Here is a 14,699-nt window from a genome sequence, read left to right on the forward strand (position 1 = left end):
GCGCACGATGATGGACATTGCCGGCCTGCGGGCCTTGACCCTGGATCTGGACGACACGCTGTGGCCGATGCGGCCCACCATCGAGCGCGCCGAGGCCGCGCTGCAGGCGTGGCTGGAGGCGCACGCGCCCGCCACCGCCGCGCGGCTGCGCGACCGCGCGTGGGCGCGTGCGGTGCGCGCCGGCGTGCAGCGCGACCACCCGGACCGCCACCACGACCTGACCTTTTTGCGCCGCGAGGCGATCCGCGTGGCGCTGCGCGACAGCGGCGACGACCCGGCGCTGGCGGAGCCGGCGTTCGAGGTGTTCTACGCCGAGCGCCAGCGCGTCGAGCTGTTCGCGGACGCGCGCCCGGCGCTGGAGCGGCTGGCGGCGCGCTGGCCGCTGGTGGCAGTCTCCAACGGCAACGCCGACGTGCGCCGCGTGGGCCTGGGCGACTACTTCGTCGCCCACGTCGGCGCGCGCGAGGCGGGCGTGGCCAAGCCGCACCCCGGCATCTACCAGGCGGCGCTGGCGGCGGCGGGCGTGGCGCCGCGGGCGGCGCTGCACGTCGGCGACGACCCGCTGCTGGACGTGGTGGGAGCCCGCCGCGCGGGGCTGGCCGCCGTCTGGGTCAACCGCCACGGCCACGAATGGGACGCCGCCGTGCAGCCGAAGGACTGCGGCTGCGGCGGCGGGGACATGGCGCGCGCGCTGCACGCCGGCGGCGTGCAGCCGCAGCCGCACGAGCGCCCGCATGCGCAGGTGGCGCATCTGCTGGAACTGTGCGAGCGGCTCGGCCTCGCGTGAGGCGCGGGGCCGCCATGGCAATGAGCATCAAGGAGCATGAACCGATGGCGCTGACGATCCATGGCATCTTCGCCTCGCGCGCGGTGCGGCCGCTGTGGGCCGCGCAGGAGCTGGGCGTGCCCTACACCCACGTGCCGACGCCGTACCAGGGCGGGGCGACGCGCACGCCGGAGTTCCTCGCCCTCAACCCCAACGGCCACATCCCGGTGCTGGTGGACGAGCGGCCCGAGGGGCGCGTGGTGGTGTGGGAGTCGATGGCCTGCGCGCTGTATCTGGCGCGCCATTACGGCAAGGGCGACGGCAGCGACCTCGCGCCGGCCGGCCCGGCGGAGGACGCCGAGGCGCTGCGCTGGGCGTTCTGGGCCGTCACCGAGCTGGAGGCCGACGCGCTGTGCGTGCTGATGCACCGCCTGGGCCTGCCGCCCGAGCGGCGCGATGCCGACAAGCTCGCCGCCGCCGAAAAGCGCCTGCGCGTGCCGCTGCGGGTGCTGGAAGACCATCTGGCAGCGCGCGCCGCGCAGGGGCACGACCATCTGGCGGCAGCACGCTTCACCATCGCCGACCTGTGCGTGGCCTGCGTGGCCAACTGGGCGCGCCCGTCGCAGGAGCTGATGCACGCCTTCCCGCGCGTGCACGACTGGCTGCAGCGCTGCCACGCCCGGCCCGCCTATCAGGTGCTCAAGGCCGCAGCGAAGGGGCAGGGGTGAGCGCCGCCACCGCCGCCAGCCCGCTGCGCACGGCGCCCTCCAGCGTGGCGGGGTAGGGGCCCGTCACGTAGTCGCCGGCAGCCACCAGCCCGTCGGCGATGCGCGCGGCCGGCCGGCGCAGGCCGGGCGTGCAGGCGAAGGTGGCGCGCTTTTCCATGACGGTTTGTCGAACCGCACCACCGTGCAATCCCAGCGCTGACGCCGCCTGCGCCTGAACCGCCTCGGTCAGGGCCGACCGGTTGGCCGCCAGGGCGGGGTCGGGTGCGCTGGCCACGAAGGCCAGGCCATCCCACCCGTCCTTCGGCACCGCCCGGCGAAACACGAATTGCGCGGGGGACCCGCGGCCATCGCTGCGCAGCGCCAGCATCGGGGTGGCGGCGGGCCAACGCCAGCCAGCGGGCGGGTCCAGATAGACCGTGGCGATCGGGGTGTGCGTCAACGCCCGCGCCTGCTCTATCCACAGGGCAACACCGGCCGGCCCATCCCCCGCAAGGTCGCGCATGCCAGCCAGCAGCCGTGCCGCTTCCCACGCCGGGCAGGCCAGGATCACGGCGGTCGATTGGACGACCCGGCCACTGCCCAAAGTGATGCGCCAATCGCTGCGGTCGGGCGCACGGTCGAGCGCGACCGCACGGGCGCCGGTCAGCAAGTGTGCCCCCGCGCGGCGCAGCGCGGCCGTGGCGGGGTCGGGCAGCAATTGCCCCAGGTCGACCCGTGGAATCAGCAAGTCGCTGGGTGCGAACGGCGGCACCGCCTCCCCCAGCAGCGCATCGCGCAGCACACGCAAAAACACCGCCCCGCTCGCCCGCGCCATCGGGGTGTTGAGGGCGGCGACGCACAGCGGCTCGATCAGCTCCGCCACCACCCGCGGCGGCAGCTCGGCGCACAGGTCCGCCACCGTGGCCGTTGCCGCACAGGCAAAGGCTTGGCGCTGCCAGCGGCCGGCGGCACGCAGCATCGCCCACCGCTCACCCGCAGACCAACCGCGCACGCACAGCAGGGCAGCGGCCAGGCCCCAGGGAGCCAGCCGCCCCGGCAGACGATCCGCCCAGCGGGGCAGTGCCAGACCGGTGCCGTCGGGGTAGGGCAAGGCCAGCGGCATGCGTTGCAGGGCAGCCTCCAGGTCCACCCCCAGGCGGCGCATCAGGCGCAGGGTGGCGGTGTAGGCGCCGATCAGGATGTGCTGGCCGTTGTCCAAGACAGCGTCGGTGCCGTGCCGGTCGCCAGGTGGCAACCGGCGCGCTCGCCCGCCCCAATGGGGGGACGCCTCCAGTACCGTGACGCGCCAGCCGGCATCGGTGGCGGCCACGGCGGCGGCCAGGCCCGCCCAGCCTGCTCCGATCACGGTGAGCGTGCGCGCCTTCACAGGGGTCATAACGGGGGTCAAAACCGCCCCAGGGCCTGCACCTTCCACGCCAGCCAGAACTTGCGCAGCGGCGTCAGTCCCACCCGCTGGGTCAGCACCAGCGCGGGCTCCCGCGCGATCTCGCGCAGCAGCGTGCGGTAGATATTCGCCATCATCAGCCCCGGTTTTTGCGCGCGCCGATCCGCGCTGGGCAACAGGGCAATCGCCTCGTCGTAGGTGGCCAGTGCGCGTTCGATCTGGAAGGCCATCAACGCCGCAAACCGCTGCGGGAACGACGGCTCGGCCCCAATGCCGCGTTTGAGCAGCTCGTGCGCCTTGACGTCGAAGCGCTGCAGCTCCTGGATCGGCAAATAGATGCGGCCGCGCAGCGCATCCTCGCCCACGTCGCGGATGATGTTGGTGAGCTGAAACGCCAGCCCCAGCCGGTGCGCGTAGGCGGTGGTCTGCGCTTCGGTCTGGCCAAAGATGCGGGCCGCCACCTCGCCCACCACGCCGGCGACCAGGTGGCAGTAGCGCTGCAACCCCGGGTAGTCCAGATAGCGGCTTTGCTGCAGATCCATCTCGCAGCCGTCGATGATCTGCAACAACGGCTCGGCCGTCAGGCCGTACGGCGCGATGTGTGGGCGCAACGCCACGAGGGCGGGATGCTCGGGCGGCGCGCCGTCGCCAAAAGCGCGCAGCACCTGCTGGCGCCACCAGCCCAGCTTGGTCTGCGCCACGCCGGGGTCGCTCACCTCGTCGACCACGTCGTCGATCTCGCGGCAGAAGGCGTAGAACGCCGTGATCGCCGCCCGCCGCGCCGGCGGCAAAAACAAAAAGGCGTAATAAAAGCTGCTGCCGGAGGCGGCGGCCCGCTGCTGGGCGTAGGCCTGGGCCTGCTGCAAGGGGTCCGTGGCGTTCATACCCCCTCCGCGTCAAGGGTCGGGCGCGTCGAGCCGCCCGCCGGCGCTGCCGGGGGGCGGTGCCGGATGGCGCGGGCCAGCAGCATCGGCCAGTCGCCGCCGCGCAGGCGGGGCCGGCGGGTGAGGGTGCGGCCGCCAACGGCCTCGATCCGCTCCAGCACGCGCAGACCGCCCTGCAGGACCAGCCGCAACTCCCAGCCAAAGCGCCCGCGCAGGCGAGTGGGCAGCCCCCAGCCCTGCCGCAGCAGCGCCCGCGCGCGGCGGCAGCCTTCCAGCACGAGGGGCGCGAGCGCCGCTTCCGGCAGCGCGCGCACATCCCCCTGCGCGGGCAGTCCGTGCGCCCGCAGGGTGGCGTCCGTCAGATAGCAGCGCCCCCGCGCCAGATCTTGCCCCAGGTCCTGCCAAAAGTTGATGAGTTGCAGGGCCGTGCAGATGGCATCGCTTTCGCGCTCGGCTTCGGCGCCGCGTACACCCGCCAGGTGCAGCAGCAGGCGGCCGATCGGGTTGGCCGATCGGGCGCAATACGCCAGCAGCTCCGCGTCGTCGCGGTAGCGCCGCCCCTCGGCGCTCCAGCGCACATCCTGCTCGAACGCATCCAGCAGCGCCTCCAGGGGGGGCAGCGGCAGATCGTGGCGGCGCCGCGCATCGTCCAGAGCGGTCAGCATGGGCGTCCATGCCGGGGGCAGCGCCAGTGACGGCTGCCCGCCGTGCCACATGATCCGCAGTGCCTGGCGCAAGGTGGCCAATGCCGCCAATCGGTCCGGTGCCGCCGCGTCCCCCTCATCGGCCAGATCGTCGGCCGTGCGGGCAAAGCGGTAGATCGCCACCACCGCCGAACGCCAGCGCCCCGGGCACAGGATGGATGCGACGGGAAAATTCTCGTAATGATCGATACCGGAAGCCAGCGCCATGTCGCGATGTTGCCACAGCGCCGTGCCGGAATGATTTTGTCCGGAGGCCGACGGGTGTTACGATAGATCATTCAGGGTCAACAGTCCCCTCACAAAAACATCAACAAACAAGCCGGGCGGGGAGCCATGCGTCAGGTCTTGCAACATCTCGAGCAGCTCGCGCGCCTGACGCGCGGGAAAGATCGCGACAGCATGGACGCCACGCTGGTGGAGGTGCTGCTGCCGTTGCTGGAGGCGCGCAGCGTCGTGCTGTGGGAGGCCCTGCCTGACGAGGGGCAAGACCGATTGCTGACCCGTGCGCGGCTGGAGCGGGGCATGGCCGTGCCGCAATCGTCCGCCCCGTGGGTTCCCTTGGCCGATCTGCCGCGGGTGGATGACGATCCCACCCGGGCGCAGGCATGGCGCGCTTGCCAGACGCGCGTGATCGCCGGGGAAGGCGAAGCACGCCTGTTGGTGCCCTTGATCACCGAGTCCGAGCGCCGGTTGCTCATCGAAGCCCGCTTGGACCATGCCCCGGCCACACAGTCGGTGCGCGTGGTGGAGGGCATGGCTCGAATTTTCGAGAATTTCATCAACCTGCTCGACTCCAGCGAACGCGACACCCTGACCGGCCTGCTCAACCGCAAGTCGTTCGACGACACGTTTTTCAAGGCCACGCAGCGCGACCCCGCCCCCGCAGATGCTCCGGGCGAGCAGCGCCGCTGCCACGGGCCGTACTGGCTGGCCGTGGTCGATGTCGACCACTTCAAATCGGTCAACGACCGCTACGGCCACTTGATCGGCGACGAAGTGCTGCTGCTGATCGCGCGGATTCTGCGCAGCACCTTCCGGCACGACGATCGGCTGTACCGCTTTGGCGGCGAGGAATTCGTGGCACTGGTGCGCGCCTGCGATGCGCAGGCCGCCGCTGCGGCCTTCGAGCGCCTGCGCCGCAACGTCGAGGACTACCCCTTTCCGCAGGTGGGGCGCATCACGGTCAGCATCGGCTACACGGTCGTGCGGGAGCACGACACCCCCTCCGACGCCTTCGAGCGCGCCGACCGGGCCGTCTACCTGGCCAAGGCCGAGGGGCGCAACGCCGTGCGGGGGTTCGAAACCGCCGTCCAGATCGGCGAGCCGTCCCCGCAGCGCGGCGCGGAACGCGACGTCGAGCTGTTCTGACCCACCGCACCGCCAAGGGCAGTGCGGCGCCCGGCTACAATCGGCGCCTCGTCTGTGCGGGCGCCGTCCGGCCCGCCAGCGCGCGGGTGGCGAAATTGGTAGACGCACCAGGTTTAGGTCCTGATGGTGGCGACACCGTGGGGGTTCGAGTCCCCCCCCGCGCACCACGATCATGGCCCGGGCGGCGAGCGGGCCTTCCACACGGTTCGGTTGCCAGAGGCGTCCTCGTGCGATGGCTACTGGTGGGGGCACACAGGTTGAAGCCTTGTCATGGCTCACCACAGCGCATAACATATGTACGTGTTATATGTTGCTTGGGGTAGCTGCCATGCACTTCAACATCTATCTCGACGACGCCACCGGGCAGAAGCTGAACGCCATGGCCCAAGAGGTCGGCGAGAGCCGCAACGCGCTGATCCGCAAGGCGGTCAGCCAATGGTTGGCCCACCAGTCCCAGCCACAGTGGCCCCAAGCCGTGTTGGACTTCACGGGCATGGCCGATGCGCCCCGGTTCGAGGCCGGTCGTGACCGGCTGAAGCCGCCAGTGGACGATCCGCTGGCATGAAGTACCTGCTCGACACCTGCACGGTCTCGGACTTCGTCAAGGGCCAGCCGGGCGTGATGGCGCGCATCAAAGCGCTCTCACCAAGACAAATCGTCGTCTCCGCGCTGACGCGCATGGAGATCGACTACGGGTTGGCTTTGAACAGCGAGTGTGCCCGGAAACTGACCCCGGTGCTCGATGCCTTTTTCTCGGTCGTCAGCACCGTGCCGTTCGATGAGGCGGATGCGCGGGCCGCGGCGGCGATTCGCGCTGCCCTGCAGTCGAAGGGCCAGCCCATCGGTGCCTACGATGCGCTGATCGCTGGCACCGGTGTGGCACGCGGCTTGATCGTGGTCACCTCCAACGTCGGCGAATTCCACCGGGTCAGTGGCTTGCAGGTGGAGAACTGGCGCTAGTACGTCATGGTCGCATTCTTGGCCGATCCCGATGTGCGCCACGCCGCCACCGCGGCGGTGTTTGCCGTCGTTTATCTGGGCATGTTCCTTGGGGGTCTGCCGCGGCTGCGCCTGGACCGCACCGGCGTGGCGGTGCTGGGGGCCATCGCCATGATCGCGGTCAATGGCTGGTCGGTGGCAGAGGCCGCGGCCGCCATCGATCTGCCGACCGTGGTGCTGCTCTTTGCCTTCATGCTGGTGTCGGCGCAAATGCGCCTGGGGGGCTTTTACGCGGCCGTCACGCGCGCCGTCGGGGGCTGGCCCCTGCCACCCGCGGCGCTCATGGGGGCGTTGCTGGCGGTCGTGGCGGTGCTGTCGGCGGTGTTCTCCAACGATGTGGTGTGTCTGGCGGTGACGCCGGTCGTCGTGCGCATCGCGTGGCGGCGCGGCTGGGATCCGATCCCCTGGTTGGTTGGGGTGGCCTGCGCGTCGAACATCGGCTCCGCTGCGACGCTGATCGGCAATCCGCAGAACATGCTGATCGGCTCCGTCATGGGGGTGCCCTTCGGCGCCTATCTGCAGGCCGCGCTGCCGCCGGTGCTGCTGGCCCTGGTCGGCTTGTGGGGGCTGATGGTCTGGCGCTTGCGGGTCGGCCAGCGCAGCGGTGCCGCGGTGGCGCCCGTCGGTGCGAGCGAGGTGGATGACGGCCCGCCCTTCGACCGGTGGCAGGCCACCAAGGGTCTGCTGGTCGCGGGGGCGCTGCTCGTCGTCTTTTTGTTCACCGACTGGCCGCGGGAGGTTGCGGCGCTGGTGGCGGCCGGTGTGCTGCTGCTGAGCCGGCGCATGCACTCCTCCCAGGTCATGGGCTTGGTGGACTGGCCGTTGCTGCTGCTCTTTGCCGGGCTGTTCATCGTCAACCACGGCTTCGAAGGCACGGGGCTGGCGGCGCGGGCGGTGGCGGCGCTGGCGGCCCAAGGCATCACCCTGGCCGACCCGCTGGTGCTGGCCGTGACGGGCGTGACGCTGTCCAACCTCGTCTCCAACGTGCCGGCGGTCATGCTGCTGCTGCCGCATCTGGGCGATCACGCCCAGGCGGTCACGCTGGCGCTGGTCAGCACCTACGCGGGCAATCTGCTGCTCGTCGGCTCTATCGCCAACCTGATCGTGGCCGATCTGGCCGGGCGAGACGGTATCGCGATCGACTGGCGCCGGCACGCGGCCGTGGGGGTGCCGGCCACGGCGATCAGCCTGCTGACGTGGTGGGCGTGGCAATGGGGCAGCGCGGCCCTGGGGCTCTGAGCCGGGGTGCGGAGATGGGCGCGGGCAGCCGCGCGGGGTTCCCCGCGTGGGGCCCTCGGCGGGCTTCGCTACAATTGCCGGTTTGCCCGATCCGTCGGGTGTGGGTGACGTTCGCCCCGTTGGCAGCATCGCCAAGCTGGGCGGTCAAAGCGGCAACCGAACGCCGCTGAGGCCGCTGCAACCGCCAAAAGGCCGCTGGCGTGCCGATGGGGGCGCTGCGCCGCCGCGGAATATCCCTGGATTTGTCCTGCGGGCAGGTCCGTCTTCGATACACAGGAGCAATCATGGCAGTCAATGTCGAAACCCTGGACAAGCTCGAGCGCAAGATCACGCTCGAGCTGCCGCTCGAGGCGATCCAGAAAGAGGTGGACACCCGCCTCAAGCGCCTGCAGCGCCAGGTCAAGCTCGACGGCTTTCGCCCCGGCAAGGTGCCGATGTCGGTCGTCGCGCAGCGCTACGGCTATTCGGTCCACTACGAGGTCATGAACGACCAGGTCGGCCAGGCCTTCAACGCCGCCGTCGCCGAGGCGCAGTTGCGCGTGGCGGGCCAGCCGCGCATCACCGAGAAGGACGGCGCCCCCGAGGGCGTGGTGGCGTTCGAGGCGGTGTTCGAGGTGTTCCCCGAGGTCAAGATCGGGGACCTGTCCGCCACCGAGGTCGAGCAGTTGCAGGCCGAGGTCGACGAGGCCGCCATCGAGCGCACGCTGGACATTCTGCGCAAGCAGCGCCGCACCTTTGCCGCCCGCGCCGACGGCGAGGCCGCGCAGACGGGTGACCGCGTCACCATCGACTTCGAGGGCAAGATCGACGGCGAGCCCTTCCAGGGCGGCCAGGCCACCGACTTTGCCTTCGTGCTGGGTGACGGCCAGATGCTCAAGGAGTTCGAGGACGCCGTGCTGGGCATGAAGGTCGGCGAGTCCAAGACCTTCCCGCTCGCCTTCCCCGAGGACTACCACGGCAAGGAAGTGGCCGGCAAGACCGCGGACTTCCTGGTGACGGTCAAGAAGATCGAGCAGCAACACCTGCCCGAAGTCGACGAGGCCTTCGTCAAGTCGCTCGGCATCGAGGCGGGCACGCTGGAGGCGCTGCGCGAGGATATCCGCCGCAACCTGGAGCGCGAGGTCAAGTTCCGCCTGCAGGCGCGCAACAAGTCGGCCGCGCTGGATGCGCTGGCGGCGGCGGCCGAGCTCGACCTGCCCAAGGCCGCGGTGGAGGCCGAGATCGACCGCCTGGTCGAGGGCGCGCGCAACGACCTGAAGCAACGCGGCATCAAGGACGCCGACAAGGCGCCCATCCCGCGCGAGCTGTTCCAGCAGCAGGCCGAGCGCCGCGTGCGCCTGGGGCTGGTGGTGGCCGAGCTGATCAAGGCCAACGACCTGCGCGCCACGCCGGAGCAGATCGACGCCCACCTGCGCGAGCTGGCCGCGTCCTACGAGTACCCGGAAGAGGTCGTGCGCTGGTACAAGTCCAGCGCCGAGCGCCTGTCGGAGATCGAGGCCATCGTGCTCGAAAACAACGTGGCCGACTTCGTTTTCGGCAAGGCCAAGGTCACGCCCAAGCGCATCGAGTTTGCCGAGCTGATGGGCCAGGGCTGATCTTGGCGCGGCCGCTGCCGTCCATGGGGCGGCATGGCCCCACCCACGAGGGCGGACCCCGGTCCGCCCTTTTTCTTGGGGTGCCGTCGCAAACCGCCCCGAGCGGTTACAGTAAGCCCCCAAGGACACCCCTTTGATTCGGAGCTGACGACGCATGAGCGCATTGGACGTACAGAACCTTGGCTTGGTCCCCATGGTCATCGAGCAGTCGGGACGGGGCGAGCGGGCCTATGACATCTACTCCCGCCTCCTAAAGGAGCGCGTCGTGTTCCTGGTCGGACCGGTCAACGACCAGTCCGCCAACCTCGTGGTCGCGCAGTTGCTGTTCCTGGAGAGCGAGAACCCGGACAAGGACATTTCGCTCTACATCAATTCGCCGGGCGGCTCGGTCAGCGCGGGCATGGCCATCTTCGACACGATGAACTTCATCAAGCCGGACGTCTCCACGCTGTGCGTGGGCATGGCGGCCAGCATGGGCGCGTTCCTGCTGGCGGCGGGCGCCAAGGGCAAGCGGTTTGCGCTGCCCAACTCCCGGGTGATGATCCACCAGCCGCTGGGCGGCGCCCAGGGCCAGGCCACCGACATCGAGATCCACGCGCGCGAGATCCTGCGCCTGCGCGCCGACCTCAACCGCATCCTGAGCGAGCGCTCGGGCCAGCCGCTGGAGAAGATCGAGCGCGACACCGAGCGCGACTATTTCATGTCCGCGGCCGAGGCGGCCGAGTACGGGCTGGTCGACAAAGTCATCGACAAGCGCGCGTGATCCGGGTCCGTCCGACCGTTTCCTTTTCGACCCCTCTACACAGCACTCCCCATGGCCGACAAGAAAGGTAGCCGCGACAAGACTCTGTATTGCTCGTTCTGCGGCAAGAGCCAGCACGAGGTCAAAAAGCTCATCGCGGGCCCTTCGGTCTTCATTTGCGACGAGTGCATCGACCTGTGCAACGACATCATCCGTGACGAAGCACCGGCCACGGAACTGGGGACCGCGGCGCTGACCGACGCGCTGCCCACGCCGGGGCAGATCAAGGAACACCTGGACCAGTACGTCATCGGCCAGGAGGCCGCCAAAAAGACCCTGGCCGTCGCGGTCTACAACCACTACAAGCGCCTGCGCCACAACGACGCGGTGAAAAAGAGCGGTGTCGAGCTGGCCAAGAGCAACATCCTGCTGATCGGACCCACCGGCAGCGGCAAGACGCTGCTGGCCGCCACGCTCGCGCGCAAGCTGGACGTGCCCTTCGTGATGGCCGACGCCACCACGCTGACCGAGGCCGGCTACGTCGGCGAGGATGTCGAAAACATCATTGCCAAGCTGCTGCAGACCTGCGACTACGACGTGCAAAAGGCCCAGCGCGGCATCGTCTACATCGACGAGATCGACAAGATCACCCGCAAGTCCGAGAACCCGTCCATCACCCGCGACGTCTCGGGCGAGGGCGTGCAGCAGGCCCTGCTCAAGCTGATCGAAGGCACGGTCGCCAGCGTCCCGCCGCAGGGCGGGCGCAAGCACCCCAATCAGGACATGCTGCAGGTCGACACGACCAACATCCTGTTCATCTGCGGGGGCGCATTTGCCGGCCTGGAAAAGATCATCGAGCAGCGCACCGAAGCCTCGGGCATCGGTTTTGGCGCGGCCGTGCGCAGCAAGCGCGAGCGCCCGCTGACCGAGCTGTTTGCGCAGGTGGAGCCGGACGACCTGGTGCGCTACGGCCTGATCCCGGAGCTGGTGGGCCGCCTGCCCGTGGTGACCGCGCTGGCCGAGCTGACCGAGGACGCCCTGGTGGACATCCTCACGGTGCCCAAGAACGCCGTCGTCAAGCAGTTTGCCGAGTTGTTTGGCATGGAGGGGGTGGAGCTGGAGGTCCGTCCCGCCGCGCTGCGCGCGATCGCGCGCAAGGCGCTGCAGCGCAAGACCGGCGCGCGCGGCCTGCGCTCCATCCTGGAGCAGGCGCTGATGGACACCATGTTCGAGCTGCCCAGCCTGCACAACGTCGAGCGCGTCGTCGTCGAGGAGGCCACGATCACCGAAGGCAAGGCGCCCCTGCTCGTTTACCGCGAAGCGGCCAAGCAGGCCTGACCCCGTGCCGGCGGCGCAGGGGGGGCGGGCTTGAAGTCCGGCTTCGCCGCCCCCAACTGAGCCGCGAGAAAGGAATTCCCGATGTCCGGACACCCCGCGCTCCCCCCTCAGCCCGTCGAGCTGCCGCTGCTGCCGCTGCGCGACGTGGTGGTCTTTCCGCACATGGTCATCCCGCTGTTCGTGGGGCGGCCCAAGAGCATCAAGGCGCTCGAGGCCGCGATGGCCAACGAGCGGCGCATCATGCTGGTCGCGCAGAAAACCGCGGCCAAGGACGAGCCCCAACCCGGCGACCTGTTCGACATGGGCTGCGTCGCCAGCATCCTGCAGATGCTCAAACTGCCCGACGGCACCGTCAAGGTGCTGGTGGAGGGCGTGCAGCGCGCCAAGGTGCTGCAGGTGGAAGAAGGCGAGACGCATTTTTCCGCCAGCGTCATGCCGGTCGATGCCGAGGCGGAGCGGCGCGACGCCGACCCGACCGAGATCGAGGCGCTGCGCCGCGCGGTCATGCAGCAGTTTGACCAGTACGTCAAACTCAACAAAAAGATTCCGGCCGAGATCCTGACTTCGATCGCGAGCATCGACGATCCGGGACGGCTCGCCGACACGATCGCCGCGCACCTGCCGCTCAAGCTCGAGGCCAAGCAGAGCGTGTTGGATCTGGAGCGGCTGGTCGCACGCCTGGAAAACCTGTTTGCGCAACTGGAGGCCGAGGTCGAGATCCTCAACGTCGATCGGCGCATCCGCGGCCGCGTCAAGCGGCAGATGGAGAAGAACCAGCGCGAGTTCTACCTCAACGAGCAGGTCAAGGCGATCCAGAAGGAGCTCGGCGAGGGCGAGGAGGGCGCCGACCTCGAGGAGCTGGAAAAGAAGATCAAGGCCGCGCGCATGCCCAAGGAGGCGCGCAAGAAGGCCGAGAGCGAGCTCAAGAAGCTCAAGCTCATGTCGCCGATGTCGGCCGAGGCCACCGTCGTGCGCAACTACATCGACGTGCTGGTCAACCTGCCGTGGAGCAAGAAGACCAAGATCCGCCACGACCTGGCCTACGCCGATGAGGTGCTCAACGCCGACCACCACGGGCTGGAGAAGGTCAAGGAGCGCATCCTGGAGTACCTGGCGGTGCAGCAGCGCGTCGACAAGGTCAAGGCGCCGATCCTGTGCCTGGTCGGGCCGCCCGGCGTCGGCAAGACGTCGCTGGGCCAGTCGATCGCCAAGGCCACCGGGCGCAAGTACGTGCGCATGGCGCTGGGCGGCATGCGCGACGAGGCCGAGATCCGCGGCCACCGGCGCACCTACATCGGCGCGCTGCCGGGCAAGGTGCTGCAAAACCTCACCAAGGTCGGCGTGCGCAACCCGCTGTTCCTGCTGGACGAGATCGACAAGCTCGGCATGGACTTCCGCGGCGACCCGGCCTCGGCGCTGCTGGAGGTGCTGGATCCGGAGCAGAACCACACCTTCCAGGACCACTACGTCGAGCTGGACTTCGACCTGTCGGACGTGATGTTCGTGGCCACGTCCAACTCGCTCAACATCCCGCCGGCGCTGCTGGACCGCATGGAGGTGATTCGCCTCTCGGGCTACACCGAGGACGAGAAGGTGGCCATCGCGCTGCGCTACCTGCTGCCGAAGCAGCGCGCCCACAACGGGGTCAAGGACGACGAGCTGGAGGTGACCGAGGCCGCCGTGCGCGACATCGTGCGCTACTACACGCGCGAGGCCGGCGTGCGCGCGCTGGAGCGCGAGATTTCGCGCATCTGCCGCAAGGTGGTCAAGGGCCTGCTGCTGGGCAAGATGACCAAGCCCGTGGTCGTCACGCCGGACAACCTGGCCGACTTCCTCGGCGTGCGCAAGTACGCGTTCGGCCGTGCCGAGCAGCAGAACCAGGTTGGGCAGGTGGTCGGGCTCGCGTGGACGGAGGTCGGTGGCGACCTGCTGACGATCGAGGCGGCGATCATGCCCGGCAAGGGCAACGTGATCCGCACCGGCTCGCTCGGCGACGTGATGAAGGAGTCGGTGGAGGCCGCGCGGACTGTGGTGCGCAGCCGCGCGCGGCGCCTGGGCATCCCCGACGAGCTGTTCGAGAAGAAGGACATCCACATCCACGTGCCCGACGGCGCCACGCCCAAGGATGGCCCCAGTGCCGGCATCGCGATGACCACCGCCATCGTGTCGGCGCTGACCGGCATCCCGGTGCGCGCCGACGTGGCCATGACCGGCGAGATCACGCTGCGCGGCGAGGTCACCGCCATCGGCGGGCTGAAGGAAAAGCTGCTGGCGGCGCTGCGCGGCGGCATCCGCACCGTGCTGATCCCGGAGGAAAACGTCAAGGACCTGGCCGAGATCCCGGACAACGTCAAGCAGGGGCTGGAGATCGTGCCGGTCAAGTGGATCGACCGCGTGCTGGAGCTGGCGCTGGAGCGCCAGCCGGTGCCGTTGCCGGAGGTGGAGCCGGTGCTGGAAGCGGCGACCGCCCCGAGCGTGGAGCCGCCCGCGGTCAAGCACTGACCGCTTGCCGATATTGGCGGCGATCCGCAGGGAAAGTCGCCGATTTTTGGTATAGAATAATGCCTTCAGACGACGCGACGCCACCAACGTCGCAGACCTCTGAAACCACGCGGGAATAGCTCAGTTGGTAGAGCGCAACCTTGCCAAGGTTGAGGTCGCGAGTTCGAGACTCGTTTCCCGCTCCAGATCCCGGGTGGCTGGCTGGCTGGCCAGTCGCCCAATCCGGCGGTCTGTCGGGTTGAACCAGACAAGGCGCGGTAGCAAAGCGGTTATGCACCGGATTGCAAATCCGAGTAGGTCGGTTCGACTCCGGCCCGCGCCTCCAGGGCAAACGTTCCCTGCCACAGGCGGGGACACAGGCGGGAATAGCTCAGTTGGTAGAGCGCAACCTTGCCAAGGTTGAGGTCGCGAGTTCGAGACTCGTTTCCCGCTCCAAACAGCACACGGGCA

At 69.2% G+C, this 14,699-nt stretch carries 13 protein-coding genes and 4 tRNA genes; 14 read left to right on the forward strand and 3 right to left on the reverse strand.

Features of this window, described 5'->3' with window-relative positions:
• Window positions 1-7 precede the first annotated feature (7 nt).
• Complete coding sequence (locus A9O67_RS07860) at window positions 8-787, forward strand: HAD-IA family hydrolase (RefSeq protein ID WP_068609864.1); 780 nt, start codon at window positions 8-10, stop codon at window positions 785-787.
• A 44-nt stretch (window positions 788-831) separates the two neighbouring features.
• Window positions 832-1,494, forward strand: a complete 663-nt coding sequence (locus A9O67_RS07865) for a glutathione S-transferase family protein (protein ID WP_068609865.1) — start codon at window positions 832-834, stop codon at window positions 1,492-1,494.
• Here A9O67_RS07865 and hpnE read toward each other — a convergent pair.
• From hpnE to hpnC, 3 genes are read right to left on the reverse strand one after another with little or no spacing between them, the layout of a single operon-like run.
• On the reverse strand, window positions 1,466-2,869 hold the full coding sequence (gene hpnE / locus A9O67_RS07870) for a hydroxysqualene dehydroxylase HpnE (protein ID WP_068609054.1): 1,404 nt from the start codon (window positions 2,867-2,869) through the stop codon (window positions 1,466-1,468). The two genes, A9O67_RS07865 and hpnE, sit on opposite strands and share 29 nt — an antisense overlap.
• Before the next feature lie 8 nt (window positions 2,870-2,877).
• Entirely contained in the window at window positions 2,878-3,762 is an 885-nt protein-coding gene (gene hpnD, locus A9O67_RS07875; RefSeq protein WP_068609056.1) for a presqualene diphosphate synthase HpnD, read from the reverse strand.
• Window positions 3,759-4,673: a squalene synthase HpnC gene (gene hpnC / locus A9O67_RS07880; RefSeq protein WP_068609058.1), complete on the reverse strand. Its 915-nt coding sequence runs from the start codon at window positions 4,671-4,673 to the stop codon at window positions 3,759-3,761. Before hpnC ends, hpnD begins: the two co-directional genes overlap by 4 nt.
• Before the next feature lie 192 nt (window positions 4,674-4,865).
• On the opposite strand from hpnC, the gene A9O67_RS07885 reads away from it, so the two are divergent.
• From A9O67_RS07885 to A9O67_RS07940, 12 genes are all read left to right on the forward strand, one after another.
• Window positions 4,866-5,834: a GGDEF domain-containing protein gene (locus A9O67_RS07885; protein WP_156682280.1), complete on the forward strand. Its 969-nt coding sequence runs from the start codon at window positions 4,866-4,868 to the stop codon at window positions 5,832-5,834.
• Window positions 5,835-5,914: 80 nt separating this feature from the next.
• Window positions 5,915-6,001: transfer RNA gene (locus A9O67_RS07890), tRNA-Leu, on the forward strand.
• A gap of 161 nt (window positions 6,002-6,162) precedes the next feature.
• Window positions 6,163-6,399 carry a ribbon-helix-helix domain-containing protein gene (locus tag A9O67_RS13605; RefSeq protein WP_068609061.1) on the forward strand — a complete coding sequence of 79 codons (237 nt, stop codon included), beginning with the start codon at window positions 6,163-6,165 and terminating at the stop codon, window positions 6,397-6,399.
• A complete protein-coding gene (locus A9O67_RS07900; protein WP_068609063.1) occupies window positions 6,396-6,794 on the forward strand; it encodes a type II toxin-antitoxin system VapC family toxin in 399 nt (132 codons plus the stop codon). Before A9O67_RS13605 ends, A9O67_RS07900 begins: the two co-directional genes overlap by 4 nt.
• A gap of 6 nt (window positions 6,795-6,800) precedes the next feature.
• Window positions 6,801-8,072 carry an anion transporter gene (locus tag A9O67_RS07905; RefSeq protein ID WP_068609065.1) on the forward strand — a complete coding sequence of 424 codons (1,272 nt, stop codon included), beginning with the start codon at window positions 6,801-6,803 and terminating at the stop codon, window positions 8,070-8,072.
• 284 nt (window positions 8,073-8,356) lie between these two features.
• Window positions 8,357-9,667: a trigger factor gene (gene tig / locus A9O67_RS07910; protein ID WP_068609068.1), complete on the forward strand. Its 1,311-nt coding sequence runs from the start codon at window positions 8,357-8,359 to the stop codon at window positions 9,665-9,667.
• 154 nt (window positions 9,668-9,821) lie between these two features.
• The gene (gene clpP, locus A9O67_RS07915; protein ID WP_068609070.1) at window positions 9,822-10,430 is read left to right on the forward strand and encodes an ATP-dependent Clp endopeptidase proteolytic subunit ClpP; all 609 of its coding nucleotides are present in this window, start codon (window positions 9,822-9,824) and stop codon (window positions 10,428-10,430) included.
• A 51-nt stretch (window positions 10,431-10,481) separates the two neighbouring features.
• Window positions 10,482-11,747 carry an ATP-dependent Clp protease ATP-binding subunit ClpX gene (gene clpX / locus A9O67_RS07920; RefSeq protein ID WP_068609072.1) on the forward strand — a complete coding sequence of 422 codons (1,266 nt, stop codon included), beginning with the start codon at window positions 10,482-10,484 and terminating at the stop codon, window positions 11,745-11,747.
• Between the two features lie 81 nt (window positions 11,748-11,828).
• On the forward strand, window positions 11,829-14,249 hold the full coding sequence (gene lon / locus A9O67_RS07925; protein WP_068609074.1) for an endopeptidase La: 2,421 nt from the start codon (window positions 11,829-11,831) through the stop codon (window positions 14,247-14,249).
• Between the two features lie 109 nt (window positions 14,250-14,358).
• A tRNA-Gly gene (locus A9O67_RS07930) sits at window positions 14,359-14,434 on the forward strand.
• A 66-nt stretch (window positions 14,435-14,500) separates the two neighbouring features.
• A tRNA-Cys gene (locus A9O67_RS07935) sits at window positions 14,501-14,574 on the forward strand.
• A gap of 34 nt (window positions 14,575-14,608) precedes the next feature.
• Window positions 14,609-14,684 (forward strand) — tRNA-Gly (locus tag A9O67_RS07940).
• Window positions 14,685-14,699 lie beyond the last annotated feature (15 nt).

It is taken from the genome of Tepidimonas fonticaldi (assembly GCF_001675355.1).
In the GTDB taxonomy this organism is placed as follows: Bacteria; Pseudomonadota; Gammaproteobacteria; order Burkholderiales; family Burkholderiaceae_C; genus Tepidimonas; species Tepidimonas fonticaldi.